The organism is Streptomyces sp. NPDC001678, assembly GCF_042892945.1.
Lineage (GTDB): Bacteria > Actinomycetota > Actinomycetes > Streptomycetales > Streptomycetaceae > Streptomyces.
Window position 1 is genome coordinate 499629 of record NZ_JBIAUP010000002.1, and the last position, 24313, is coordinate 523941.

A 24313-nucleotide genomic window follows, 5' to 3' on the forward strand; every position below is an offset into this window, starting at 1 on the left:
GTCAGCCCCGTGAGGCGGTCCGGCAGCCCTCCAGCTCCGTGGCGGCGGCGTGGGCCGTCGTCCGGATCTCCACCCGCTGGGCGAAGTGCTCCTCGCGCCGGTCGAAGGTCACGTCCTTGCGGGCCACCTCGCTGCCGTCCGCGCCCAGCGAGCGCAGGGTGCACACCGCGACGGCGTCCTTCTCCTTGCGGACCTCCACGACCGCCTGCACGGCCGAGTCGGAGACGGTCTGCGAACGGGTCAGCTGCCCGGTCACCTCCGACGAGGTGATGTAGTGCACACCGGCCCAGCCGACGAAGCCGAGCAGCGCCGCGCCGAGCACCGCTCCGACGATCTTCAGCTTGCGGTCGGCACGCTCGTCCGCCGAGCGGCCGTAGCGGCCCTCGGGCAGGGCATCGCGCTCCGCAGCCATGATCGTTCCTCCTGGGCGCCGATTTGTGAACGCGGAATGAAACGCGTCCCGCTTCGGTCACTATAGGAGGCGCCCCGGAAGTCCAATGGGAGGGGCCATGACCAGTGACTGAGGACCGAGCGTTGACTGAGCAGCTGCGAATGATGGCCGTTCACGCCCACCCCGACGACGAGTCGAGCAAGGGCGCGGCCACGATGGCCAAGTACGTGTCCGAGGGGGTGGACGTGCTGGTCGCCACCTGCACGGGTGGTGAGCGCGGCTCCATCCTCAACCCCAAGCTCCAGGGCGACCCGTACATCGAGAAGAACATCCACGAGGTCCGCGCCAAGGAGATGGCCGAGGCCCGCGACATCCTCGGCGTCAAGCAGGAGTGGCTGGGCTTCGTCGACTCCGGCCTCCCCGAGGGCGACCCGCTCCCGCCGCTGCCCGAGGGCTGCTTCGCGCTGGAGGACGTCGAGGAGGCGGCCGGCCGGCTGGTGAAGCTGATCCGCGAGTTCCGCCCGCACGTGATCACCACGTACGACGAGAACGGCGGCTACCCCCACCCCGACCACATCATGACCCACAAGATCTCGATGGTGGCCTTCGACGCCGCGGGCGACCCCGAGCGCTACCCCGAGGCCGGCGAGCCCTGGCAGCCGCAGAAGCTCTACTACAACCAGGGCTTCAACCGTCAGCGCACCCAGGCCCTCCACGACGCGCTGATCGAGCGCGGCCTGGAGTCCCCGTACGGCGAGTGGCTCAAGCGCTGGGACGAGATGGGCCGCGAGCGCACCCTGACCACGTTCGTGCCGTGCGCCGACTTCTTCGAGATCCGCGACAAGGCCCTGATCGCCCACGCCACCCAGATCGACCCCGACGGCGGCTGGTTCCGGGTCCCGATGGACATCCAGCGGGAGGTCTGGCCGACCGAGGAGTACGAGCTGGCGAAGTCCCTCGTCGACACTTCCCTCCCCGAGGACGACCTCTTCGCGGGCATCCGCAACAATTGACCCCATGATGATGAGCGCCCTTACGCTTGCCGCCGCGGATCTCGACCAGAACAAGGTCACCCCCGGAGTCCTCGGCTTCATCGTCTTCGCCGTCATCGGCGGGGCCGTGTGGTTTCTGATGAAGTCCATGAACAAGCACATGAAGCGGGTGGACTTCGAGGAGGCGCCCGACCCGTCGGGCGAGGCCGGCAAGACGACGGCGTGACGACGGCGCCCACGCCGGTGTTCGCACCGGCGTGACACCGGCGGCGTGACCGGACGGGCCCACCCGGGCCCGCCCGGCGCCGCCGGACCCCGCCCCGCCGTCGACTGGTGGCCCTGGTCGCCCGAGGCCTTCGCCGAGGCGCGGCGCCGAGGCGTGCCCGTGCTCCTGAGCGTGGGGTATTCGAGCTGTCACTCATGGGAGTCCTCAACGCGCCACGCTGAGGCGTGAAGCTCGGCGAGGCGCGATCAAGGCGTCTTTACGCCGATCGACGCGGACTCCCGCCTGTAGTGGCCGGTGGGCTGATCACCTGGGGGAGGGCTCCGGTGTCAGCTCTTCCTGGCCTATCTCCGTTCCCGACTTGTAGATCGTCACGACCCCGTCGTGGATGTCGTAGCGGTACGGAGGGTTGCTCGCCTCGTAACCGTCGCTGGTCCGCTCGGCGGGCATGGCGATGCCGGGCTCGCGCTGATCGCTGAATTCGCCAAAATAGTACAGTTTGCCCCCGCTGGTGCGGCATAGGGTGATCTGTTTGTTCGTTGTGCGGAAGGCCTTGACCAACTCCGCACCGTCACTCGACGGCAGCTTGTCGGCGATGCGCGTCGGACAGGGGGCAGCAGTGCCCGTGCGCGTGTCGGGGCTGTCCGGCGTGCCGGAGTCCGAGTCGAGCGCACTGATGCAGCTCCGGCCGGCCAGGAGGAGCACGATGCCGATGACGACGGCGCCCAGGCAGCTCACACAGCCGTTGTTCTTCTTCGCGGAGGCCGGTGGTGGTGACCAGCGCGGCCCGGGAGTCGGGGGAGGCGGTGGGGTTGGGCGCGGGGCGGTCGGGGTGTAGCCCGTTGTGGCGGTGGGCGGCGGGTGGAAGAGGCTCTCGAGGTGCGGGCTCGATGTCGTGCGTGTGGAGCCGGTGGACGACGGTCGCTTCGGGGCGGTCTTTTTGACCGTCGGGCCCGACGAGCCGGATGAGCCCGACGGGGGCGTGGTCTTCTTCGGGGGCGGCTTCTTGGGCCCCGGTTTCGCCGAGCCGTCCCCAGCGGGCTTGGCAGGCTTGGCCAGCGGTTTTTTCGCCGCCGACTTGGTCGCGGGCTTTGTCGCCGTCTTCCAGCCGGTGCCGCAGACAAAGCAGGATGTGTCTGCCTTGTGGTTGTTCGTGTCGCATTTGGTGCAGCGCCAGTCCGCGGTCGGCCTGGCTGGTGACGGTCGTTTGGTCGCCGGTCGCGGTGCGCTCTTGCGGGGCGGAGCGGCGGCAGGGACCGGCGCGCGGCGGGTACTACCGCAGATACTGCAGGCCTCCTCCGCGGGCTTGTTGAACGTGTCGCAGTCCGCGCAGCGCCAGTTGGTCGTTGCCGCCACCCCTGTACTGCCTTTCCTTGTTCCGTGGTTACGTGGGTCGGGCCCCGACTCAGTCGGGGTCGTTCTCGATCCGGTTCATGATCTCGTCGAAGAGTTCCTCGGACGCGGGGCCCGTGGGCGCCAGGACCCAGCCGTCCGTCCCCGCCGGGATCCGGGCGAGCTCGGCGGTCTCGTCCTCGTCGGCCTGCCGGTCCGGTATGCCATGCTCGCGCCGCAGCCGCTGGGTCAGTTGCTCGGCGCTCTGGACGTGGGCGGCCGGGACGCCGACCTGCACCACGATGAGGTCGGTCGCATCGGACGATGTGCTCTTGAACCGGAACGCCAACAGGCCGGATCCGTCGCCCGGCTTGGAGTGCAGGGAGGCCTCGATGCAGCGTTCGGCCTTGATCGCCAGGGTCGCGACGCCGGACCAGACCAGCTCCAGAATCCCCTCGTCGTAGACGAGCTGGAATCCGCGCCACTCCAGTCGATGGATCACAGACTGTTCGCGATCGTCTCGATGATCTCGTCCATCTCGAACTCCTCGAGGCCGTCGCCCGCCTTGGATTCGAAGTGCAGGGTGAGGTCCCACTCCTCGGAGATCGGGTCCTTCCACGGTTCCTGATCCGGCGCGAACAGGACGAGCCGCTTGGCCGACTGCTCCATGACGGCGGTCTGGCTGCGGGCGTAGCCCCACTGCTCGAAGAGGTCGTCGATGCTGCGCGGGATGTTCGTCGGATACGTCTGCGCGGAGGTACCCACGGTGCCCAGCGGGTGCGCGGGGGCGTCCGTGAACATCACGATGACATGGCGCCTGCGGTCGAGACCGGTCTCCCAGGGGGAGTTGATGGCGAGGGCGAGCGCTTCGAGGCCCGACTCCGGGACGTCACCGCCGCCGCCGGCGTCGATGCCGCGCACGAACCGCTCGAATTCCTTGGCCTGCTCGGGCAGGCGCAGAAAGCCGGTCTGCTCGATCGCCGTCGCCGGGTCGTCGCCGAAGTCACGGAAGGCGATGGTCTTCAGGCGCAGCTGGCTGATCGCCTTGCCCTTCTTCGCCATCACGTCATTGAGCCGGTCGTGGAACTGCAGCGCGCTCGCCTTCACGTTGTCGAGGACGGGGAACATGCTGCCGGTCGCGTCGATGCAGAGCACGATGTCGACGGCGTACTGCAGATTGCCCTGGTACTGGTCGTTGACGGGGTTCATGTACGACTCCTGGTTCACGGTGCGTTGCGGTCCCGACCGCGGTCGCCCAGGTTGATGCGGACGCGGGAGGGCCGAGGGGCGGTCGGGGAGGCCGGGGGCGACGCGATGTCCCGTTCCGCGGGTGCGGGCTCGACCGGTGCTGCGGTGCGCGGTGCGGGGCCATCGGTGCGGGGCTTGAGGTTGGCGCGGACCCGGCTCGTGCGCGGGGGCGGCGCCGCACCCGGCTCCGTGGGCGACTTCCTCGGCGCGGCAGAGCCGGGCCGGCGGTGCTGGAGGGCGCACACCTTCGGATCCGACAAGGCCTTGAGATACGTCGTCATGCGTGGACGCTGCTTGGGAACCACTTGGGTCATGGCTCTCAGCAGCCCCTGGATCTCGTCCGACAGGCGCGGATCGAGACGCAGCAGCTCGCCCGCGTTGACCGCGTCCGCCGGCGAGCCGAACCGTTCGTCATGACGAGGGAGGTCGCCCGTCAGATAGAGGTGGGTCATGAGACCGAGCGCGAATACGTCCACGGCGCACGTCAGCCGGTCGGGCCCGACGGAGTCGTCCCGCTGGAGATAGCGGCGCCACTCAGGTGCCCCGTACAAAGAGTCGCCGGAAATGTCCTCAGGCGCGGGCGGATTCCCCGCGACGTACGAATCGTCGAAGTCGATCAATTTCGCGGTGTGGAAAGCCGCGTCGTCCCGCTTCTGCACGAGCACGTTGAGCGGCTTGAGGTCGCCGTGCACCACATCGATGTCGTGCAACTGCTTCAGGCTGGTGCCGAGCGTCTTGAGCAGGACCATCTTCTGGCGCGGCTCCAGCGCCTGAGGTTTCTCCAGGCTGGAGGTGTCGATGCGCTCGGTGACCTTGTAGTACGTGCTGCCCTCGTGGAAGAAGTCCGTGGCGAGCACGAGATTGCCGCCGCCGTGTGCGTCGGGCCGCAGCCGCTTCATGATCGCGCGGTGTCGGTCCTCGAACTCCTGGGCCAGCTGTCGCCTGATCCGCAGACTCGGTGAGTCGCGGGCATCGTCCTTGGGCCGCTTGGGCTCGAGGAACTGCTTGATGAAGTACGCGGAGCCGGACTTCTCGGCGAAGGCCCACATGCATTTCCCGCCGTTGGCGTTGGTGGGCGCGGTGGTGATGCGGTAGCCCGCGATCACTTCTCCTTGTTTCATTCGAGCTCCTCGGGCGCGGGCGGCAGGTACGACTCGTAGTCGCGGCGGTACGCCTGCCACGACTGGTCCTGCCACGCCTTGATCCGGGCTGCGGTCTCGTGCGGATCCGTGGCGGGGTCCGGCGCGGCCGTGAGCTCGCTCGGCCTGCCCCGCGACTGCTGGTAGGCCAGCTGTCGCAGCCGGGGAGCGAATCGGGACCGGAGGTCGTCGAAGTCCGGATAGCCGAGCGTCAGCAGTGCGAGCGAGGCGTCGTCGGCCGTGAAGGACTCCACCTCGCGCCGGATCAGCTGGGCCCATTCGGCCGCGCCGCCCGCCTGCTGCAGTGTGCGCAGCAGGAGGTGCTCGAAGTCGGCGGGTGTGTGGACGTAGCCGAAGAACCCGTCCGTGGCCGCGACGAGCACGCATGGCAGCCGCAAGGTCAGGTGTTGGGTGTCGATGTCGAAGTCCCGGTCGGCACAGACGAGATTGGTCATCGGCGGGTCGCTGCGCAGGAGTTCCAGCGCGTCGCTCTCCCGGGTGTGGTCGCGGGTGAGTACATGCAGTCCGCTCTCCGGCAGCAGTGCGTACGCCCTTGAGTCACCCGCCCACAGCGGGCGCAGCTCGATCTCCTCCTCCCCGGCAGCCAGCTGGTAGTGCACGCCCGCGAGGGTGGTGGGCAGCTGGCGGCGCATGGTGCCGCCGATCTTGCTGTGCCGCCTCGGCGCCATGCCGAGGAAGTACGTGAGGTACGCGTGGAGCGACTGCGGTTCGACGTCCTGGCGGTCCCTCGTCACATCGTGGAGCCAGCACTCGGTGGCGAGCCGGGCCGTGCGCGCGCCCACCCAGGCACTGGTGCGGGATGTCCCGTCAGGTGCCTGCCACGCCGGGGCCGCGCCCGCGCCGCCCGAGCCGTCGAAGACGGCGAGCAGGCCCTGCCCGGTCTCCCAGTGGTGGGTGACGAACGGCTCGGCGTCCTCCCCACGGCCCGGGACCCGCTCGGTCCACACGGTCAGCGCCTGGAGCCCCCCTTGGTTCTCGCCCCAGGCGAGACGGGGTGGCGTGGGCCGAGGCGCCGGCGATCCGACGGGTACGGCGGGGCTGGGCGTGAGTGTTCCAGCCCCGGCTCGCGAGGGCCGGGGCTGAGGGTTCGGGTCGGTGCTGTCCTGGGGCGGATGGTTCATCGCGGCTCCCTCCCGGAGTCGGTGGGCCGGCGTTTGGCGGTGCCGCGTACCCGGCTCACCCTCGGCTTCGGCGCATCGGGAGTGGCAGGGCGCGGGGGCAAGGCGCTGCCCGTGGGCGGCAAGGGCTCGTCCTCGGGTGGTGCGTCGGAGGTGGCAGGACGCCGACGGGGTGCGTCATGGCCGGTGCCCCGCCCGCGGCCCGGAGCGTCATCCGTACCGAACCCGCGTCGGCCGTCGGCCGTACGGCCTCCGGAGACCCGGCCGGCACCGTACGTCTCGGGGCCCTCGCGCAGCACTTCGCCCTTGATGGGCGGGGCCTCGGGTGCCTCCTCGGCGGGTTCGGCAGCGGCTGGTCCGAGGGTCCGGGACAGCGAACCGCGCAGCCGTCCACGACGTGCCGCCGTTTCGAACCGGCCGCCCCCGTCCCGCAGGACCTCCTCCAGGACCGCGCGCTCCAGCTCGGTCTGTTCGAACGGTTCCCGGTCGCTGTCGCCGCGCTCAAGGACCATCCGCATGACCTCGCGCTTGACCTCGCGCCTCTCCGCCTCGCTCTTCTCTATCCAGGTGAGTGCGGCACGTGGCCCCTCCTTCTCCATGATCTCGGCGATCAGGCCGTCGATGCCCTCCTCACGGAGCATCTCGACGTGCCGGGTCCGGCGCATGCGCGAGAGCCGGCTCTCGCGCACCACATCCCTGAACTCCCGTCCGCTGGCCGCGATCTCGTCCTCGTCGACGAGCAGCTCGATGTGGACGTTGCGCAGCCGGACGGCGTCGTCACCGGTGAAGGGGGCGAGTGCGGTGTTGAGTGCCTGCTCTGCCTCGTGGAACTCGGCGATGTCGTAGTCGCGAGCCACCTCGCGCAGCTTCCTGCGCAGATATCCGTACAGGGCGCCGCTCATGTCGCGGATGCCGCGGGCGACGACCTCTGAAGGGTCCGCGACCTTGCAGATCAGGTCGACGCGGCTGCGGAAGGAAAACGTGGGGTCGCGACTGAGCAGCGGGATGTCCAGGACGAGGCGGTGCTCCCCGAGATCCACAGTGAAAACCGAACGGTAACTGCCGTACCGCGCCGAGGGGATATCCTCGCCGCTGCGGATCGTCAGCGAAGGTCCGCTGTCCCTGACCAGGACCAGGGCGCGGCCGGGATCCGGCGGACGCAGCGGACTCGTCAGCCGCCACTTGGGCAGCTCCGCGACCTCGAGGACCGGATCGTATGTCTGTTCCTGCATGGTCTATCTGCCACCTCGCTCTCTTGCGTCTACAGGTCAGATGCGGCGGCGCAGCAGCGCCGCGTTCGCCGACGGGCGGTCGCGTTCGGCCGCCCACTTGTCGAGCCACCACAGCAGCCGTTCACGGTGCTTGCCGGGCCTGCGGGCCACATCGGCGAGAAGCGCCGCGATATGGTCGAGGCTCCCGGGACACCGGGGCGCGTAGGTGTCGATCCACTCCCGCAGGGCAGGCAGCGCGGAGTCCTGCACCGGGCGTCTGGCCAGCGCGCGCGCCCATAGCTCCGCGACCTGCTCACCGTGCTCGGGCAGAGAGCTGAGCAGCAGGGGCACACCCGCGACGCCCGCGGCCTCCGTCTCCGCCGGTGGACGCTCGTACGGCTGGGAGACCGCGAAGACGAAGGCGGACAGAGTCTTGACGACCATGGGGGACAGGTCCTTGGGCGCGGACCAGTCCAGGTAGGCGTCCAGGAGCGCGGCTGCCTGTCCTTGATGGGCAAGATGGACACCACCCCAGGCGACCGACGGCAGCGTGCCCCAGTCGTCGCCGCGGTCAAGCGCGCTGCGCAGCACGCCGACGGCGCGGTCGGGGGCAGTGCGTCCGAGGATCCCGCCCACCGCGTTCGCTGCGGTGCCCGCGAGGCGCCGCTCGTACGCGGTGCTGCCACCCCGGGCCCATTCGTCCAGTAACTTCCAGACGGCCTCGGCTGCTTCGGGGCGGCTCCCGGCCACCCCGAGCGCGGTCGCCGCGGCCTGCCGCTGCGGCCAGGACGTGCTGCCCGCCCAGCCGGTGAGGAACCGGTGCACCGCGTAGTGGTGGTCTGCCCAAGCGAGGACCCCGGCGGCGACGGAGGCGCGGGCCCGCACCTCCAGGTCACGATGGCCGAGCAGCCGGCGCAGCCACTCGAGGAACGCCTCGCGGCGTCCGTCCAGTGTGCTCCACGCGTGGACCAGGACGGCCTGGCCGAGCAGCGCGCCCCGGAACCGGACCCGTGGTGGGCCGCCCGCACCGAGCGGCCCCTCGCCGGTGGAGTCCAGCCGGATCCACTGTTGCTCATGGCCGATGCGGTCGGCGAACCGCAGGTCCGGTGGAGCCGGTTCGGGCGGGGTCAGGGCGGTGTGCAGCTTCACGGCGGCCTCGGCGACAGTGAGGTAGCTGCTCTCCTCGAGTACGGCTGCGGCGAGCGCGAAGGCGGTTGCCTCGGGCGCCCGGTGCTGCTGGAACCAGGAACGGACCTGGTCACTCGGATCGCGCAGAGCCGCGACCGCGGCGGCTAGATCACCTTCTGCTGTGATCACCGATGCGAGGCGTACCGCATGCCGGGCGGCGGGCTGCTCCCGCAGCGCGCTGATGGCGTTGCCGGCCTTGAGGAGTGCGTGCAGCCGGTCCCGTGCATCGGCGTCCGGCGCGTGGCCGAGCACCCGGCGCTCCAGGATCGTCAGCGGGTCGATCGGAGCGAGTTCGTGGCGGGCGAACATCTCGCTGCCGCTCACGCTGGTGGCGGCGAGTGCGAGGTCGTGGCCGCCGGTGAGGACGAGTCGGCAGCCGGCCGCTCGCAGCGCGGCGGCGACGGACGTCAGCTGACGTACATCGAACTCCCGTGCGCCTGCGGAACCTTCGGTGACCTCGGCGAGGTATCCGCAGTTCTTCGCGGGCGGCTCCCAGCCGGACTCGGTCAGGGCCGATGGGTCGAGCAGGCGGTGACAGCCGCCGTCCGGGGAGCCGCTGAGGGCTGCGGCCTCGGACAGCAAGTTGACGGCGGTGGCCGCGCGTCCGCTGCCGGGCGCCCCGGTCAGCACGAGCAGACCCTGCTCGCGCAGGTCGTCGAGGGCTGTGTCGTACCCCTCAGGCTGAACGAACAGTTCGGTGTACTCGACGAGTTCGGCACTGCCGAGTGCGACCACCGGGCCTGCGCGCCGATCTGCCCTCGTGCCGCGTGGATCCCCGGTGTGGAACCCGCCACCGAAGCTGACGGTCTCGTTGAAGAGCGCGAGCGTGCCGATGCGGGTCCCTGACGCGTCGGCGTTCAGGCGCGCGGCGATGAGGTCGGCGATGGCGGACGCCCGCCGTGCCTCGGACCGCTCGGCGGCGTCGTGCCCGGCGTCCGAGGTGAGCGAACGCAGCGCGTCCGACTCGCTGACGGGCCCGTCCTGCTCCTCGCTGAAGGGACGCGATTCGCCTTTCGGGTGCTCTTCGGTGGACGGTGCCGGGTCCGTCGGCGCGCTGTCGGAGGTGGAGGTGCCGACCGGCGGCCGGGGCTCGGGTGCTGCTTCCTCACTCAATGGATCTTGGTCTTTCGGGCTTGGCGGTGACGCGGAGCGAACTGCGCAGGCGGCGTTCGGACGGCTACGAGATGTTCCAGTCGCCCTTGATCTCGACCTTCTCGTTGAACACCTGGGAGTTCTTGATCAGCGCCGCGCTGACCTGCGCGCCCCTGCCCTGGGTCGCCACCGCGTCATCGACCATGCGGCGAATTTCGTCCTCGAAGCCGCGGTCGAGCAGCATATGGGCGGCAAGCACCCGCTCCAGGGCGTGCCGGGCGTTCTCGTCGTCAGGCGCCCGGGTGACCTCGGCGAGCGCGGCTTCGGCGGCGGAGTCGCTGCGGAACCGCGCACGGATCCGCTCGATCAGTCGAGCGCCGCCGTTCCACCCCGAACGTCCGGCCTCCTGACCCGCGCTCTCCAGCGCCCCCTTGGCCACGAGCGCGACACTCGCGGCAGCGACAGCCGTCACCGGATCCATCTCATTCCCCCCGATTTCACCCATGGGCCGATGGTGCATGCGGCCCAGCCCGCCAAGTTAGGCCATACGGGGTGAAGCTGAGCGGGCTTTTCCCGCCTCTGGTGCAGGTTGGCTGAAAGTTGTCCACTGCATGGATCAGTCGGCTGCCCCTCCGCCCCGTTCGTGCGCTGCCCCCCGTGGCGCATGGGCGGGGCAGAGGCGGGTGCGCAAGGATGGGGGTATGTCCAACCGACTCGCGCAGGCCACGTCCCCGTACCTCCTCCAGCACGCGGACAACCCCGTTGACTGGCGGCCATGGGAGACGGACGCGTTCGAGGAAGCCCGGCGGCGCGACGTCCCCGTGTTCTTGAGCGTCGGCTACAGCGCCTGTCACTGGTGTCACGTCATGGCGCACGAGTCCTTCGAGGACGACGACACCGCTGCGTACATGAATGAGCACTTCGTGTCCGTGAAGGTGGACCGTGAGGAGCGGCCCGACGTGGACGCTGTCTATATGGAGGCCGTGCAAGCCGCCACTGGGCAGGGCGGCTGGCCCATGTCCGTGTTCATGACGCCGGACGGGGAGCCCTTCTACTTCGGCACCTACTTCCCGCCCGCCCCCCGCCACGGCATGCCCGGCTTCCGGCAGGTCCTGGAGGGCGTCCGGGCCGCCTGGAGCGACCGCCGCGACGAGGTCGGCCAGGTCGCCCGGCGCATCGTCCGCGACCTCTCCGAACGCTCCCTCGCCGTGGACACCGCCCGGCCCCCCGGCCCGGAGGAGCTCCACGCGGCCCTGCTCGGGCTCACCCGCGACTTCGACGGCGCGCGGGGCGGCTTCGGCGGCGCCCCCAAGTTCCCGCCGTCGATGACGCTGGAATTCCTGCTGCGCCACCACGTCCGCACGGGCTCGGAGGCCGCCCTGGAGATGGCCTCGGCCACCTGCGAGGCCATGGCCCGCGGCGGGATCTACGACCAGCTCGGCGGCGGCTTCGCCCGCTACGCGGTGGACGCGACCTGGACCGTCCCCCACTTCGAGAAGATGCTCTACGACAACGCCCTGCTCTGCCGGGCCTACGCCCACCTCTGGCGGGCCACCGGCTCGGAGCTGGCCCGGCGCGTGGCCCTGGAGACGGCGGACTTCATGATCCGTGAACTCCGCACGGACCAGGGCGGCTTCGCCTCGGCGCTGGACGCCGACAGCGACGACGGCAGCGGCAGCGGCCGGCACGTCGAGGGCGCGTACTACGTCTGGACGCCCGGGCAGTTGCGGGAGGCGCTGGGCGAGGAGGACGCGGCACTCGCGGCGGAGCGCTTCGGCGTCACCGAGGAGGGCACGTTCGAGGAGGGCGCGTCCGTCCTCCAGCTCCCGGACACCGAGCGGCTGTGGGACGCGTCGAAGGTCGCGTCCATCCGGGAGCGGCTGCTGGCCGCCCGTGACCGGCGGCCCCGGCCCGGCCGCGACGACAAGATCGTCGCCGCCTGGAACGGGCTGGCGATCGCCGCGCTCGCCGAGACCGGCGCCTACTTCGACCGCCCCGACCTGATCCAGGCCGCCACGGACGCCGCCGACCTGATCGTCCGCGTCCACATGGACTGGCACGGGCGGCTCGCCCGCACCTCGCTGGACGGCGCCGCGGGCACCCACGCCGGCGTCCTGGAGGACTACGCGGACGTCGCCGAGGGCTTCCTCGCGCTCTCCGCCGTCACGGGCGAGGGCGTGTGGGTCGACTTCGCCGGGCTGCTCCTGGGCACCGTCCTGGACCACTTCACCGGGCCCGACGGCGCGCTGTTCGACACCGCCGACGACGCCGAGACGCTGATCCGCCGCCCGCAGGACCCCACCGACAACGCCACGCCGTCGGGCTGGACGGCGGCCGCCGGGGCGCTCCTGTCGTACGCCGCGTACACGGGCAGCGCCCGGCACCGGGAGGCGGCGGAGAAGGCGCTCGGCGTCGTGACGGCGCTGGGGCCCAAGGCGCCGCGCTTCATCAGCTGGGGCCTGGCGGTCGCCGAGGCCCTGCTGGACGGGCCCCGCGAGGTCGCCGTCGTGGGCCCGGCGGACCACCCGGCGACGGCGCGGCTGCACCGCGCCGCGCTGCTGTCGCCCGCGCCCGGCCTGGTCGTCGCGGTGGGCGAGCCGGGCTCGGAGGAGGTCCCACTGCTGGCGGGCCGCACGCTCCTGGACGCACGCCCGGCGGCGTACGTCTGCCGCAACTTCACCTGCGACGCCCCGACGGCGGATGCGGAGGTACTGGCGGGACGGCTGGGCGGCTGACCGTTCGGTAGCGCCCCGAAGGGGCGCGGGACAGTGTCGATATGCGGCTACCGCCGCGTGGGCGCGACCAGCCACGGCCGCACCCGCAGACGGCGTACCCGGCGTACCCGGACTCCCCGCGGAGCGCTGAGCGGAGCGCTAAAGCGTCAGCCCCCGAACAAGCACCCCCAGCGCCCGATCGATCAGCGCCGGCAAGTCGTCCGTCTGCCCCTGCTCGACCCAGTGCATCGTCGCCTCCTGCATCGCCCCGAGGACGGCGGCGACCACGACCCGCAGCTCCAGGTCGCCGGGCGGGCGGCCCGTGCGCTCGGCGAGGACGCCGCAGAGCACGCGGGCCGACCGCGCCATGCCCTCCGCCGACCGGCCGCGCAGCGCGGGCACCTCGTGCACGAGCCGTGTGCGCTGCCGCAGTTCGGCGATGTCGCGTTCGACGAGTTGCCGCACGGCGCCGGTGACGCCGTGCCGGATGGACTCGACGGGGTGCTCGTCCGCCGGCCGCGAGCGGATCGCGGCCTCCATCACCGCGTCGTACTCGTCGGTGAGGACGATGTCCTCTTTGGAGGGGAAGTAGCGGAAGACCGTGCTGGTGGAGACGTCGGCGGCCTCGGCGATCTGGTCGACGGGCGTGGCGTCGTACCCCTGCCGTGCGAACAGCCGGTAGGCGGCGCCCCGGATCGCCCGGCGGGTCTGGATCTTCTTCCGCTCGCGCAGCCCGAGGACGGGCGCGGGCGCGGTCGGCACCGCGGGGGACGGCTGTGCTGTGGCCATGGCCGCATTCTCCGCCATCGGCCTTTTCACGGACCACACCGAGCGCGGGAGTGGCCGGCTTTGACGGGACGCTGATTGTCAGTGGGGTGTGTGACGCTGTGTGCGGGGCATGGGACCGGTCAGTCAACCAAAAGGTGATGGAGGGGGTATGTCATGACCGTTGCCGCTTTGCTCGTCGGCGTGCTGAGCGTCGCCGGGTATGTGCTCGTGGGGGAGATCGCCGTGCTGGCCGTGGTCGTGGCCGGCGTGGGCGGGCTCACCTGGCGGGTGGCCGCGGCGTCGAGGCCGCGACCACCGCGCGGGGAGCGTGGGATGCATGGGCTGCGCGGGCTACGTGGGCTACGCGGGACGCGTCGCACACGCTCAGGCGTGCGAATAGGCCACCAGCGAGATGCCCACGTAGTGCGTGATGAACGCGGCGAGCGTGAGTGAGTGGAACACCTCGTGGAATCCGAACCACCGGGGTGAGGGATTGGGGCGCTTGATCCCGTAGATCACGCCGCCCGCCGAGTAGAGCAGGCCGCCGACGATCACCAGCACGAGGACGGCGATGCCGCCCTTGCGCAGGAAGTCCGGCAGGAAGAAGACGGCGGCCCAGCCCATCGCGATATAGCAGGGGGTGTAGAGCCAGCGCGGCGCGCCGACCCAGAAGACCCGGAAGGCGATTCCGGCGGCCGCCGCGATCCATACCGCCCACAGCAGCAGCCGCCCCCGGCCGCCGGGGACCAGCAGCATGGTCAGGGGTGTGTAGGTGCCCGCGATGATCAGGAAGATATTGGCGTGATCGAGCCGTCGCAGCACGCCCTCGGCGCGCGGGCTCCAGTTGCCCCGGTGGTAGAGCGCGCTGATGCCGAACAGCAGGCAGGCGCTCAGGACGTAGACCGCGCAGGCGATCCGGCCCCGGGTGCTGTCGGCCAGGGCGGTGAGGAAGACGCCGGAGACGAGCACCGCGGGAAACATCCCGGCGTGCAGCCAGCCGCGCAGCCGCGGCTTGGCCGAGCCCGCCGCGCTCGCCTGGGCGGCGGACGGGCCGGACCCGGCGGATGGCGAACTGGAATCGGGCGAACTGACGTCCGGGGTCGCGGCGGGCGGTGCCCCGGAGGAACCGGAGGGCATCGGGGGCGCTGTGTCGGGCGCGGGAGTCATGGGCGCCATGCTACCTACGGGACCGTAGGTTACGGACCGGTATCGGGTGGTGATGGTCACGGGGGCGCCCCCTGGACAGATCGGATGATGAGTCGGATGATCAAATGAGTGCGGGCGGCACCGGATGAGCGGTCACGAAGCGTCTGGGTCGCGGCCCCCAAGGGGCAACCAAAGTGCAGAGACGGTCCGGCACCGGCGATGTCCGGTGCCCGGTGGCCGTTCCACCCTCAACATCTGACGCCGGACAGCGGGTTCCGGCGGGACGGAGCGATCGTGGCGCGCACCAGTGCGGCTCCCACCACCCCCACCAACCACCAGGAGCTCATCTCCTGGGTCGATGAGATCGCCGCCCTCACCCAGCCGGACCAGGTGGTCTGGTGCGACGGTTCCGAGGCCGAGTACGAGCGCCTGTGCGGGGAGCTCGTCGCCAAGGGGACCTTCCGGAAACTCGACCCGGTCAAGCGCCCCAACTCCTACTACGCGGCCTCGGACCCCAGCGACGTGGCGCGCGTCGAGGACCGTACGTTCATCTGCTCCGAGAAGGAGGAGGACGCCGGCCCGACGAACCACTGGAAGGCCCCGGCGGAGATGCGCGAGATCTTCGCAGGTGAGCGGGGGATCTTCCGCGGCTCCATGCGCGGCCGCACCATGTACGTCGTGCCCTTCTGCATGGGCCCCGTCGGCTCGCCGCTGTCCGCGATCGGCGTCGAGATCACCGACTCCGCGTACGTCGCCGTCTCGATGCGCACCATGACCCGCATGGGCCAGGCCGTCCTCGACGAGCTCGGCACGGACGGCTTCTTCGTCAAGGCCGTCCACACCCTCGGCGCCCCGCTGGCCAAGGGCGAGCAGGACGTGCCCTGGCCCTGCAACACGACCAAATACATCTCGCACTTCCCCGAGGAACGCGAGATCTGGTCCTACGGCTCCGGCTACGGCGGCAACGCCCTGCTGGGCAAGAAGTGCTACGCCCTGCGCATCGCCTCCGTGATGGCTCGCGACGAGGGCTGGCTCGCCGAGCACATGCTCATCCTCAAGCTCACCCCGCCGCACGGCGAGTCCAAGTACGTCGCCGCCGCCTTCCCCTCCGCCTGCGGCAAGACCAACCTCGCCATGCTGGAGCCCACCGTCTCCGGCTGGACGGTGGAGACCATCGGCGACGACATCGCCTGGATGCGCTTCGGCGAGGACGGCCGCCTCTACGCCATCAACCCCGAGGCCGGCTTCTTCGGCGTCGCCCCCGGCACGGGTGAGCACACCAACGCCAACGCGATGAAGACCCTCTGGGGCAACGCCGTCTTCACCAACGTCGCCCGCACCGATGACGACGACGTGTGGTGGGAGGGCATGACGGAGAAGGCCCCCGACCACCTCATCGACTGGAAGGGCAACGACTGGACCCCGGCCTCGGACACCCCGGCCGCCCACCCCAACGCCCGCTTCACCGTCCCGGCGTCGCAGTGCCCGATCATCGCCCCGGAGTGGGAGGACCCCAAGGGCGTCCCGATCTCGGCCATCCTCTTCGGCGGCCGCCGCGCCACGGCCGTCCCGCTGGTGACCGAGTCCTTCGACTGGCGGCACGGCGTCTTCCTCGGCGCCAACGTCGCCTCCGAGAAGACCGCCGCCGCCGAGGGCAAGGTCGGCGAACTGCGCCGCGACCCCTTCGCCATGCTGCCGTTCTGCGGCTACAACATGGGCGACTACATGGGCCACTGGATCAAGGTCGGCGCCGACAAGGACCAGTCGAAGCTCCCCAAGATCTACTACGTCAACTGGTTCCGCAAGGACGCCGACGGCCGCTTCGTCTGGCCGGGCTTCGGCGAGAACAGCCGCGTCCTGAAGTGGATCGTCGAGCGCCTCGACGGCACGGCCGACGGCGTCGAGACCCCCATCGGCATCCTCCCGACGCGCGACGCCCTCGACACCGACGGCCTCGACATCCCGGCCGCCGACCTCGACCTGCTCCTCACGGTCGACAAGGACGTCTGGCGCGAGGAGGCGGCCCTGGTGCCCCAGCACCTGGAGACCTTCGGCGACCACACGCCGAAGGAACTGTGGGACGAGTACCGGGCGCTGGTGCAGCGCCTGGGCTGATCCCCCGCTGCGCGTGCGGCGGCCCCCGCTTCGGCTTCCCGCCGGGCCGGGGCCGCCGCCGCGTGGCGCGTGACCCACGATCTCAGCGCTGACCTGAATCGCAGGAGCGTGTCGCTGAAGGTATGCGCTGTCAGTAGGACCTGTTCCACCGGACGAGCCGCGCCCGCCTGCGGGGACGCGCTACGGTCGCCGTAATCGGGTCACTTCGTACCGTAAACGAAGCGACCCCCGACGCCGGTTGCAGCCGGCGAAGGGGGTCTACACCCGCCAGGAGTAGGACTCAGAGGACTCCCGCGAATGCAAAAGCATGCTATCCCTCCTGCGCGTTTCTTCACGCAGGTCTCGAACGACATCATCCGTCATCCGCGCCTATCGTCTGAAGCCGTACGTCTGTTGATGTGGCAGCTGTCACTGCCGGACGACGTGGACCAGCCGCTGTCGGAGACGGCGAAGCGAGCGGGCATCAAGAAGACGGCATTCCAGCGCGCGAAGCAAGAGCTGATCGCGGAGGGGTACGTCCACGAGTGGCGCGGCCAGGGGTCGGACGGTCGTTGGGCGACGACGCAGCTCGTGTCGAACGTGCCGTTGAGCGAGGAGGATGCGCTGGCGGTACGGGGCGGGAGCCGCCCCGCGGCTCCCCCGGCGGCCGTGAAACCGGCCGTCGGGGGAGCCGGAGCGCCGGTCCGTCGGTCGCTCCCAAGAAAACACTGAGGAGAACACGAACAACCCGCCCTCCCAGCCCTCCCGGCTGATCGAGCGCGGCGCCCTGGCGCTCTCCTCCGTCTCGCACCGTGAGCGTCAACTCCGCCTGACAGGACGGGAGGTGACCGAGCTGGCCCCACTGGCCGCCGAGTGGTTCCTGCGCGGCGCCTCCCTGACCGACCTCCGTGAGGCGCTGACCTCGGGGCTTCCCCAACGCGTCCACGCGGCAGCGGCCCTCGCCCGCGACCGCCTGACGCGCAAGATGCTGCCCGTACCGTCGTTCGCCGAGCAGCGGATCCAGGAAACCGTCCCTGCCGTTGAGCCGCGTGTGGCGGGGATGCGCGAATGCCGGGGCGAACACGTTCAGCCGCGGCTCTTCCGCCCGGTCGCGGGGGAGGCCCTGTGCCCGTCCTGCCGTCGGGAACGCGCGGAGGAAACCGTCGCCGAGAGCCTGACGGAGGCGCCTCCTCCTGTTGCCGCACGGGGCGCGGCGGCAGTGCGGGCGGCGCTGCGCACCGGTGAACCCGTCTTTGCCAGCGGCCCGCCGCGCCCATACGGGTCGGCGTGAGCGTGCGTCGGGCCGCACCCTGGCACGCCCTGCGCGCTCCCGCTCACCTCCCTTCCGCCCCGCTTTCCCGTTCCGGAAACCGGAACCTCTTGCGCCCCACCCTGCGATATCGGAAGCATCGAACCGGACACAGCGGAGCAGACTGGGGAGGGAACCGCGTGAAGGTCACCAAGCTCGTGAGTACGTGCGACATCAAGGACTGCCCGACCATCTACGCCACGGACAGGGACACCCTCTTGGTGCAAGGGGAGACGCCTACCGACCACGGGTTGGAGATCCCGGCGCACGAGACCCTCGTGGAGATCCCGACGCAGCTTGTGTTCGACCTGATCCGGAAGGGCCTTCGTGACGCTTAAAACTCTCGGGGAGCTGTTCGACACCTTCGAGCGAGAAGCCTTCAGGCTGGAGACTCTCGCCGACTACGGCGGCTCGGGCAACGTGGACGCCTACCGAGCCTTCCTCTCCGGACAGCCACAGCCCGACGACTACAACGAAGCATGGGTGTCGGAACTTCGGACCCTCACGGACCTCGGTAAGCGCGTCTACCGCGTGCACATTCTGTCGCGCCCCCTCACACCGTATCTTCGGTTCGAACTGGGCTGGGGGTACCGGAAGAACGCGACCGGGGGCGAAGAGTTCTTCATCCTCGACACGACGGACAAGCCCAACCCGCTTCAAGGAACAGATGATTTCTGGCTCTTTGACGAGAGGACGGCAGTCGTCATGCATTACGACGACCAGGGAACCGTCACTGGGCGGGAGACGATGCCCGACAGCCGGGCACAAGACTTCGTCACCATCCGGGATACCGCGCTGGCGCACGCCGAGCCATTCTCTGCTTGGTGGGAGAAGCACGCCGGCACGTGAACAGAGGGCAACTGGGAGCAGCGCTGCGGGCGCTTCGGCGGGCATCCGGAAAGGAAGCCAAGACCGTCGCCCGCAGCGCTGTGATGTCCACGAGTAAGCTCAGCAAGATTGAAACAGGGAAGGCCGCACCGTCCCCGGCGGACGTCGAGCGCATCCTCACGGCCATCGGGGTCTCGGACGAGGTCAAGGCCGAGTACCTGGAGGTCGCCCGGGCGGCGTCGACTGAAGCCACGGCTTGGCGCCTGGTCCGCCGGATGGGCGTGCACAAGGCGCAGGAGCAGACCAGATCCCTAGAGGCCCAGATGGCCGTTCTGCGCCTCTTCCAACCAGCGTTGGTTCCCGGATTGCTGCAAACGCCCGAGTACATCCGGGCGATTCTTGCTCGTCACAACCTCGGCGAGGAGGTTCTCACCCGCACTATCAGCGCGAGGATCGACCGCCAGCAGGTGCTCTACGACTCGACCAAGGAACTTCACTTCGTCATTACCGAGTCCGTGCTGCGGTGGCGGATCGTGTCAGCCGCCAGGATGGCGGAACAACTGGACCGACTCGTTTCCCTCTCGCGCCTCCCCAACATTGACATCCGGACCGTTCCCCTGTCGGCGCCACAACAGGACATCGCCAACCACGCATTCGTCATCCGGGATGACAGGACAGTGACAGTCGAGACGATCCATGCCGAGATCGTTGTCACCGATCCCCGGGATGTTTCCTTGTATGTCGAGAAGTTCGAGCGCTTCGCGCAAGCGGCTCTGTCTGGTGACGACATGCGCGCCATGCTGGTGCGTATCCGAGATGAGTTGTTGCACGAACAGGAAACCAGCTAGATCCTGATGCCCCGGCCCGGACACCATCGGCTGCTGACGGACACAGACGGCGGTGAAGGGATACGCGATGGCGGCCGGGACCGATGAGTGGGAGTACGTGACCTACGCGCCCAAGGGAGAGAAGTGCTCGGTCTGCCGCTGTGACGTGAAGCCTCTCGACCCGGTCCGCAGGGGAACCATTGAGCGTGCTCCGGGTCCGCCTGTGGTGGTGTACCGGCACGTGGGGCAGTGCCCTCGTCGGGGAACGGCTGCGGCTTGATGGACATGTGTGGATCACGGGAGGCGCTGCGGGCGCCCTCGGCGCCCTGAACGTTCACAGGTTCCTGTCACCGGTCCGATCTCCCCGGCGGAGTGACAGGTTTGGCCCCCGACCGGTCAAGGCGTGAACAGGGACAGGACGTGTCCCGTCTGGGCTGACGTGCTCAGGTTCTCTCCCCCGGTCCGCCCCTTGGCTGGGGTGCCGCCCTGGGCGGTGAGGGCATCGGTTCCGGACCCAGGGAAGCGGAGCATTCACCTTCAACGCTTCCGCCCACCGGGGGCGGAGGACGGCCTCCAGCGGCCGTCAGTCGGGCCGGACGCGTGGGCCATGGGCGACAGCAAGCGCCCCGACGCCGTACCGCTGCGCTTCACCACGGCGGAGCTGAACGCGGCGGGCATCGACCCCGCCCGCTTCGAACTGTCCGCCTGAACCACCAGCCCCACATGAACTGACGGCCCTGCCCTCGCGCCGACGGGCGGGGCCGTCGCCATTCCATGGAATGGAGCAGCGGTGCACCACCACGGTTACGCATGGCTCGGGGAGAAGAAGACGTTCGACAAGGAGAGCATCCGCAGACCACCCGGCCACGCCCCGACGGCCACCAGCGAGAAGGACGTGGTCGACAGGTACCGGGAAGCTGTGGCCGCGTTCCCCACCTCTGATGTGCCGCCGATCCAGACGACGCACTGGTTGCTGAAGCCGCCCTCGATGATCCGGGGAACATGGGAGGAACCCAAGGACGCCGGCGCTTGGCTCGGCCTCCAACTCGCCGAGTTCGCACCCCGGTTCGCCTCTGAGGGGGATCGGGAGGTGGTCAGGCTGGTTGTCCTCGTGAGGGCCGCAGTCGAGCGGCTCACGTGGGGAGGCGACGTGTCCCTCGGCTACTACCTCAGCGGCACCGTCTTCCACTCCGTCGCCCTCGTGACCTGCTCGCCCAACCGCGCCGCACCCGGCCTTCTCTGCCCGGAGGCCTGTGCAGGCGCTACATCCGGTCCGTGATGCCCAGCGCCCGGGCGTGGGCGTGCAGACGTTCCGCCGCCAGTGTCGCCCCCGTCGTGTCGCCGCGCTGGGTGGCGACGACCAGGGCCTGGCCGGACAGGGTGTGGGCGCGCTGGTGGAGGGCGGCGGTACGGGCGGGCGGGTCGGTCGGGGTCGCCGTCGGTTGCGCTCGGAGCGGGGAGCTGCCGCGCAGGTGCTTCACGCGCAGGGCCAGGCGGTGCGCGGCGTCGTCCAGCTCGGGTGACGGGGTCAGCGCGCGGAGCTCGTCCGTCACGGTGAGCAGCGCCGTGAGATGGCCTGCGAGCCGGATGGTGAGCTCTTCCTCGCGGGAGCGGTGCGGCCCGTGCGTGCACGCCGCGTGCTTGGTGCGGGTCGGCTCGTACATGGATGGCCTCCTGAGTTACCTCTGAAGGCCATCCTAACTTAGACGTGGTCTAAAGTTGTTTTGATTGCAGGAAGGGTGAAGGTTATGGCTGCCCGTAGCCGTCCAGGAAGTTTCCGATCCGGGTCACCGCGTCCGCCAGGTCCTTGGCGCTCGGCAGCGTGACCAGGCGGAAGTGGTCCGGCTCCGGCCAGTTGAAGCCCGTGCCGTGGACCACCATGATCTTCTCGGCCCGGAGCAGGTCCAGGACCATCTGCCGGTCGTCCTTGATCTTGTAGACCTTGGGGTCGAGGCGCGGGAAGGCGTAGAGCGCGCCCTTCGGCTTGACGCAGGTGACGCCCGGGATCTGGGTGAGCAGCTCGTGCGCCACGTCGCGCTGCTCCAGCAGCCGGCCGCCCGGCAGCACCAGGTCGTTGATCGACTGCCGGCCGCCGAGCGCGGTGGCCACCGCGTACTGCGCGGGCATGTTGGCGCACAGCCGCATATTGGCGAGGATCGTCAGGCCCTCGATGTAGCTGTCGGCGTGGGCCTTGGGGCCGCAGACCGCCATCCAGCCGCTGCGGTAGCCCGCCACGCGGTAGGCCTTGGACAGGCCGTTGAAGGTGAGGGTCAGCAGGTCCGGGGCGATGGCGGCGGTGGGGGTGTGGGTGACGCCGTCGTAGAGGATCTTGTCGTAGATCTCGTCGGAGCAGACGATCAGATTGTGACGGCGGGCGATCTCCGTGAGGGACCGCAGCATCTCGTCGTCGTAGACCGCACCCGTGGGGTTGTTGGGGTTGATGATGACGATCGCCTTGGTGCGGTCCGTCACCTTGCTCTCGATGTCGGCCAGGTCCGGCATCCAGTCCGACTGCTCGTCGCAGCGGTAGTGCACCGCCGTGCCGCCCGCGAGGGAGACGGACGCGGTCCACAGGGGGTAGTCCGGCGCCGGGACGAGGACCTCGTCGCCGTCGTCGAGCAGCGCCTGCATCGACATCTGGATCAGCTCGGAGACGCCGTTGCCGAGGTAGACGTCCTCGACGGACAGCTCGATGCCCTTGGTCTCGTAGTGCTGCACCACCGCGCGGCGGGCGGAGAGCAGGCCCTTGGCGTCGCCGTAGCCGTGGGCGTCGCCCACGTTGCGCAGCATGTCCTCGAGGATCTCGGGCGGGCACTCGAAACCGAAGATCGCCGGGTTGCCGGTGTTCAGCTTGAGGATGCGCTCACCTGCTGCCTCCAGCCGCATGGCCTCCTCGAGCACCGGGCCACGGATTTCGTAGCAGACGTTGGCGAGCTTCGTTGACTGGATCACCTGCATGACGGCCACCATACGGGGACGCCACACGCCGTGCGCGCCCTTTCTTCCGTCACTTCGGTCCCAGCAAGCCCAGCTGTAATGCCCAGGTCAGCCCGTCGGAGTGCGGCGTACTGTCCGTCCGGCCAGTACGTCCGTCCGGCGTCCGTCTTCCATCACAAAGCGTCCGGCAATCAGGACATAAGGAATGCCGGTCGGAAGCGTCCGTGGGGCTTCGAAAGTGGCACCGGCGGCGATCGTCTCCGGATCGAACAGCACGACGTCGGCGTGGTGGCCGACCCGGATCAGGCCCCGGTCCGGCAGTCTCAGCCGGGCCGCCGGACGCGACGTGAGATGCGCCACGCACTCCTCCAACGAGAGCACTCCCAGCCCCCGGACGTAGCGACCCAGGTAGTGCGGGAACGTTCCGTAGGCGCGCGGATGCGGCTTCGCGCCGTGCAGGATGCCGTCGCTCCCGCCGGTGTGGGCCGGGTGGCGCATGATCGTGCGGACGTTCTCCTCGTGGCCGACGTGCTGGAGGACCGTCGACCCCAGTTGATCTTCGAGTAGTAGTCGTCGTGCCGTCGTCCACGGCTCCTCGTCGTGCTCGCGGGCCGTTTGGGCGATGGTGCGGCCGACGTAGGGAGCCAGGGCCGGGTCCGCGACGCCGGAGATCTCCACGCTCTCCCAGTCGACGGTCACCCCGTGGCAGCCGTCCGAACCCGTCACCTCCAGCGCGTACCGGATCCGGGCGGCCGTGGCGTCGTCCCGCAGCCGCGCCAGGACCGCCTCCGGGCCGCCCTCGCCCGCCCAGCCGGGGAGGAGAGCGGCGAGCGTGGTGGAGCCGGGGGTGTAGGGATAGGTGTCGAGGGAGACGTCCGCGCCGCCGGCCAGCGCGGCGTCCAGCAGGGCCAGCAGCTCGGGGGCGCGGCCTTCGTTCACCCCGAAGTTCATGACGGCGTGCGCCAGGTGGAGGGCGCAGCCCGCCGTCCGGGAGAGCTCGATCATCTCCGCGTACGCCCGGAGCGCGCCCGCCCCGTACGAGCGGTGGTGCGGGCAGTAGTAGCCGCCGTACGCCGCGACGACCCGGCACAGCTCGGTCAGCTCCGCGTCGTCGGCGTACATCCCGGGGGTGTAGGTGAGGCCGGAGGAGAGCCCCACCGCGCCCTGCTCCAGGCCCTCGGCCACCAGGCGCTTCATGCGGTCGAGTTCGGTGGCCGTCGCCGGGCGGTCCTCCCAGCCGACGGCCAGCATGCGGACGGTGCCCTGGGGGACGAGGTAGGCGGCGTTGACGGCGATGCCCTCGCCGGCGAAGCCGTGGTCGAGCCGGTCGAGATAGCCGCCGACGGTGCGCCAGGTGAAGTCGATGTCGCTGCCGTCGCCGTTCCAGCCGGTGATCTGGGCGCGCACCTCGGCGAGGGTGCGGTCGTCCACGGGCGCGTACGACAGGCCGTCCTGGCCGATGACCTCCAGGGTCACCCCCTGCGCGGCCTTCGCGGTGTGGGCGGGGTCGCGGAGGAGGGCGAGGTCGCTGTGGGCGTGCATGTCGATGAAGCCGGGCGCTAGCGCTAGGCCTTGGGCGTCGAGGGTGCGGCGGGCTGTGGGTCTGCGGCCCTCGCCCTCGCGGTGGATCCCGGCGATCCGGCCGTCCTTCAGACCGATGTCGGCTCGGTAGGACGGGCGGCCGGTGCCGTCTATGACGCGGGCGTCGCGGATGACGAGGTCCATGCGAGTTCCT

24 protein-coding genes and 2 pseudogenes are annotated in these 24313 nt (G+C 70.1%); 12 read left to right on the forward strand and 14 right to left on the reverse strand.

All coding sequences use genetic code 11. The annotated features are described in order from the left end of the window. Position 1 precedes the first annotated feature (1 nt). Positions 2-412 (reverse strand): DUF4307 domain-containing protein, encoded by a 411-nt coding sequence (locus ACFYZR_RS05855; protein WP_391905537.1) that lies wholly within the window; start codon positions 410-412, stop codon positions 2-4. A 122-nt stretch (positions 413-534) separates the two neighbouring features. On the opposite strand from ACFYZR_RS05855, the gene mca reads away from it, so the two are divergent. From mca to ACFYZR_RS05870, 3 genes and pseudogenes are all read left to right on the forward strand, one after another. After that, the gene (gene mca, locus ACFYZR_RS05860) at positions 535-1404 is read left to right on the forward strand and encodes a mycothiol conjugate amidase Mca (protein WP_391905540.1); all 870 of its coding nucleotides are present in this window, start codon (positions 535-537) and stop codon (positions 1402-1404) included. 4 nt (positions 1405-1408) lie between these two features. Next, positions 1409-1609, forward strand: a complete 201-nt coding sequence (locus ACFYZR_RS05865; protein ID WP_189451711.1) for a hypothetical protein — start codon at positions 1409-1411, stop codon at positions 1607-1609. A 45-nt stretch (positions 1610-1654) separates the two neighbouring features. After that, positions 1655-1801 (forward strand): annotated as a pseudogene (locus ACFYZR_RS05870) (DUF255 domain-containing protein); the annotation flags it as partial. A gap of 111 nt (positions 1802-1912) precedes the next feature. On the opposite strand, the gene ACFYZR_RS05875 reads toward ACFYZR_RS05870, so the two are convergent. The 8 genes from ACFYZR_RS05875 to ACFYZR_RS05910 all read right to left on the reverse strand — a co-directional run bounded on the left by ACFYZR_RS05875 (position 1913) and on the right by ACFYZR_RS05910 (position 10460). Next, positions 1913-2344: a hypothetical protein gene (locus ACFYZR_RS05875; RefSeq protein ID WP_391905543.1), complete on the reverse strand. Its 432-nt coding sequence runs from the start codon at positions 2342-2344 to the stop codon at positions 1913-1915. Positions 2345-3011: 667 nt separating this feature from the next. After that, entirely contained in the window at positions 3012-3440 is a 429-nt protein-coding gene (locus tag ACFYZR_RS05880) for a hypothetical protein (protein WP_391905545.1), read from the reverse strand. Continuing rightward, on the reverse strand, positions 3437-4147 hold the full coding sequence (locus tag ACFYZR_RS05885; RefSeq protein WP_391905547.1) for a vWA domain-containing protein: 711 nt from the start codon (positions 4145-4147) through the stop codon (positions 3437-3439). Before ACFYZR_RS05885 ends, ACFYZR_RS05880 begins: the two co-directional genes overlap by 4 nt. A 14-nt stretch (positions 4148-4161) precedes the next feature. Further along, positions 4162-5307, reverse strand: a complete 1146-nt coding sequence (locus tag ACFYZR_RS05890) for a lipopolysaccharide kinase InaA family protein (RefSeq protein ID WP_391905549.1) — start codon at positions 5305-5307, stop codon at positions 4162-4164. Further along, a complete protein-coding gene (locus ACFYZR_RS05895; protein ID WP_391905552.1) occupies positions 5304-6293 on the reverse strand; it encodes a serine/threonine protein phosphatase in 990 nt (329 codons plus the stop codon). The genes ACFYZR_RS05890 and ACFYZR_RS05895 overlap by 4 nt, the downstream gene beginning before the upstream one ends. A 170-nt stretch (positions 6294-6463) precedes the next feature. Beyond that, entirely contained in the window at positions 6464-7696 is a 1233-nt protein-coding gene (locus tag ACFYZR_RS05900) for a hypothetical protein (RefSeq protein ID WP_391905554.1), read from the reverse strand. Positions 7697-7732: 36 nt separating this feature from the next. Beyond that, positions 7733-9976 carry a hypothetical protein gene (locus ACFYZR_RS05905; protein ID WP_391905557.1) on the reverse strand — a complete coding sequence of 748 codons (2244 nt, stop codon included), beginning with the start codon at positions 9974-9976 and terminating at the stop codon, positions 7733-7735. 64 nt (positions 9977-10040) lie between these two features. Next, on the reverse strand, positions 10041-10460 hold the full coding sequence (locus ACFYZR_RS05910) for a hypothetical protein (protein ID WP_391905560.1): 420 nt from the start codon (positions 10458-10460) through the stop codon (positions 10041-10043). Between the two features lie 196 nt (positions 10461-10656). Here ACFYZR_RS05910 and ACFYZR_RS05915 point away from each other — a divergent pair, with 196 nt between their 5' ends. Beyond that, on the forward strand, positions 10657-12690 hold the full coding sequence (locus tag ACFYZR_RS05915; protein ID WP_391905562.1) for a thioredoxin domain-containing protein: 2034 nt from the start codon (positions 10657-10659) through the stop codon (positions 12688-12690). Positions 12691-12828: 138 nt separating this feature from the next. Here ACFYZR_RS05915 and ACFYZR_RS05920 read toward each other — a convergent pair whose 3' ends face one another. Both ACFYZR_RS05920 and ACFYZR_RS05925 read right to left on the reverse strand, forming a co-directional pair. Continuing rightward, a complete protein-coding gene (locus ACFYZR_RS05920; protein WP_391905565.1) occupies positions 12829-13458 on the reverse strand; it encodes a TetR/AcrR family transcriptional regulator in 630 nt (209 codons plus the stop codon). Positions 13459-13821: 363 nt separating this feature from the next. Then, positions 13822-14604, reverse strand: a complete 783-nt coding sequence (locus ACFYZR_RS05925) for a hemolysin III family protein (RefSeq protein WP_391905567.1) — start codon at positions 14602-14604, stop codon at positions 13822-13824. A gap of 273 nt (positions 14605-14877) precedes the next feature. Here ACFYZR_RS05925 and ACFYZR_RS05930 point away from each other — a divergent pair, with 273 nt between their 5' ends. The 8 genes and pseudogenes from ACFYZR_RS05930 to ACFYZR_RS05965 all read left to right on the forward strand — a co-directional run bounded on the left by ACFYZR_RS05930 (position 14878) and on the right by ACFYZR_RS05965 (position 20920). Beyond that, positions 14878-16698 carry a phosphoenolpyruvate carboxykinase (GTP) gene (locus tag ACFYZR_RS05930; RefSeq protein ID WP_391905570.1) on the forward strand — a complete coding sequence of 607 codons (1821 nt, stop codon included), beginning with the start codon at positions 14878-14880 and terminating at the stop codon, positions 16696-16698. A gap of 297 nt (positions 16699-16995) precedes the next feature. Continuing rightward, positions 16996-17409, forward strand: coding sequence for a hypothetical protein (locus ACFYZR_RS05935; protein ID WP_391905573.1), 414 nt, complete (start codon positions 16996-16998; stop codon positions 17407-17409). Positions 17410-17521: 112 nt separating this feature from the next. Further along, on the forward strand, positions 17522-17968 hold the full coding sequence (locus ACFYZR_RS05940; RefSeq protein WP_391905575.1) for a hypothetical protein: 447 nt from the start codon (positions 17522-17524) through the stop codon (positions 17966-17968). Positions 17969-18126: 158 nt separating this feature from the next. Continuing rightward, entirely contained in the window at positions 18127-18324 is a 198-nt protein-coding gene (locus ACFYZR_RS05945) for a hypothetical protein (protein ID WP_391905578.1), read from the forward strand. Then, positions 18314-18835, forward strand: coding sequence for a DUF6879 family protein (locus ACFYZR_RS05950; protein ID WP_391905581.1), 522 nt, complete (start codon positions 18314-18316; stop codon positions 18833-18835). The genes ACFYZR_RS05945 and ACFYZR_RS05950 overlap by 11 nt, the downstream gene beginning before the upstream one ends. Beyond that, on the forward strand, positions 18832-19662 hold the full coding sequence (locus tag ACFYZR_RS05955; RefSeq protein WP_391905584.1) for a helix-turn-helix domain-containing protein: 831 nt from the start codon (positions 18832-18834) through the stop codon (positions 19660-19662). Before ACFYZR_RS05950 ends, ACFYZR_RS05955 begins: the two co-directional genes overlap by 4 nt. Before the next feature lie 568 nt (positions 19663-20230). Continuing rightward, positions 20231-20350 (forward strand): annotated as a pseudogene (locus ACFYZR_RS05960) (DUF397 domain-containing protein); the annotation flags it as partial. 81 nt (positions 20351-20431) lie between these two features. Next, positions 20432-20920: a hypothetical protein gene (locus ACFYZR_RS05965; protein WP_391905587.1), complete on the forward strand. Its 489-nt coding sequence runs from the start codon at positions 20432-20434 to the stop codon at positions 20918-20920. Here ACFYZR_RS05965 and ACFYZR_RS05970 read toward each other — a convergent pair. The 3 genes from ACFYZR_RS05970 to ACFYZR_RS05980 form a co-directional block, all read right to left on the reverse strand. Next, entirely contained in the window at positions 20904-21305 is a 402-nt protein-coding gene (locus ACFYZR_RS05970) for a hypothetical protein (protein WP_391905590.1), read from the reverse strand. The genes ACFYZR_RS05965 and ACFYZR_RS05970 overlap by 17 nt on opposite strands. 82 nt (positions 21306-21387) lie before the next feature. Beyond that, positions 21388-22599 carry a pyridoxal phosphate-dependent aminotransferase gene (locus ACFYZR_RS05975; RefSeq protein ID WP_189451700.1) on the reverse strand — a complete coding sequence of 404 codons (1212 nt, stop codon included), beginning with the start codon at positions 22597-22599 and terminating at the stop codon, positions 21388-21390. An 87-nt stretch (positions 22600-22686) separates the two neighbouring features. Further along, a complete protein-coding gene (locus tag ACFYZR_RS05980; RefSeq protein ID WP_391905594.1) occupies positions 22687-24303 on the reverse strand; it encodes an amidohydrolase family protein in 1617 nt (538 codons plus the stop codon). Between the last annotated feature and the right edge of the window lie 10 nt (positions 24304-24313).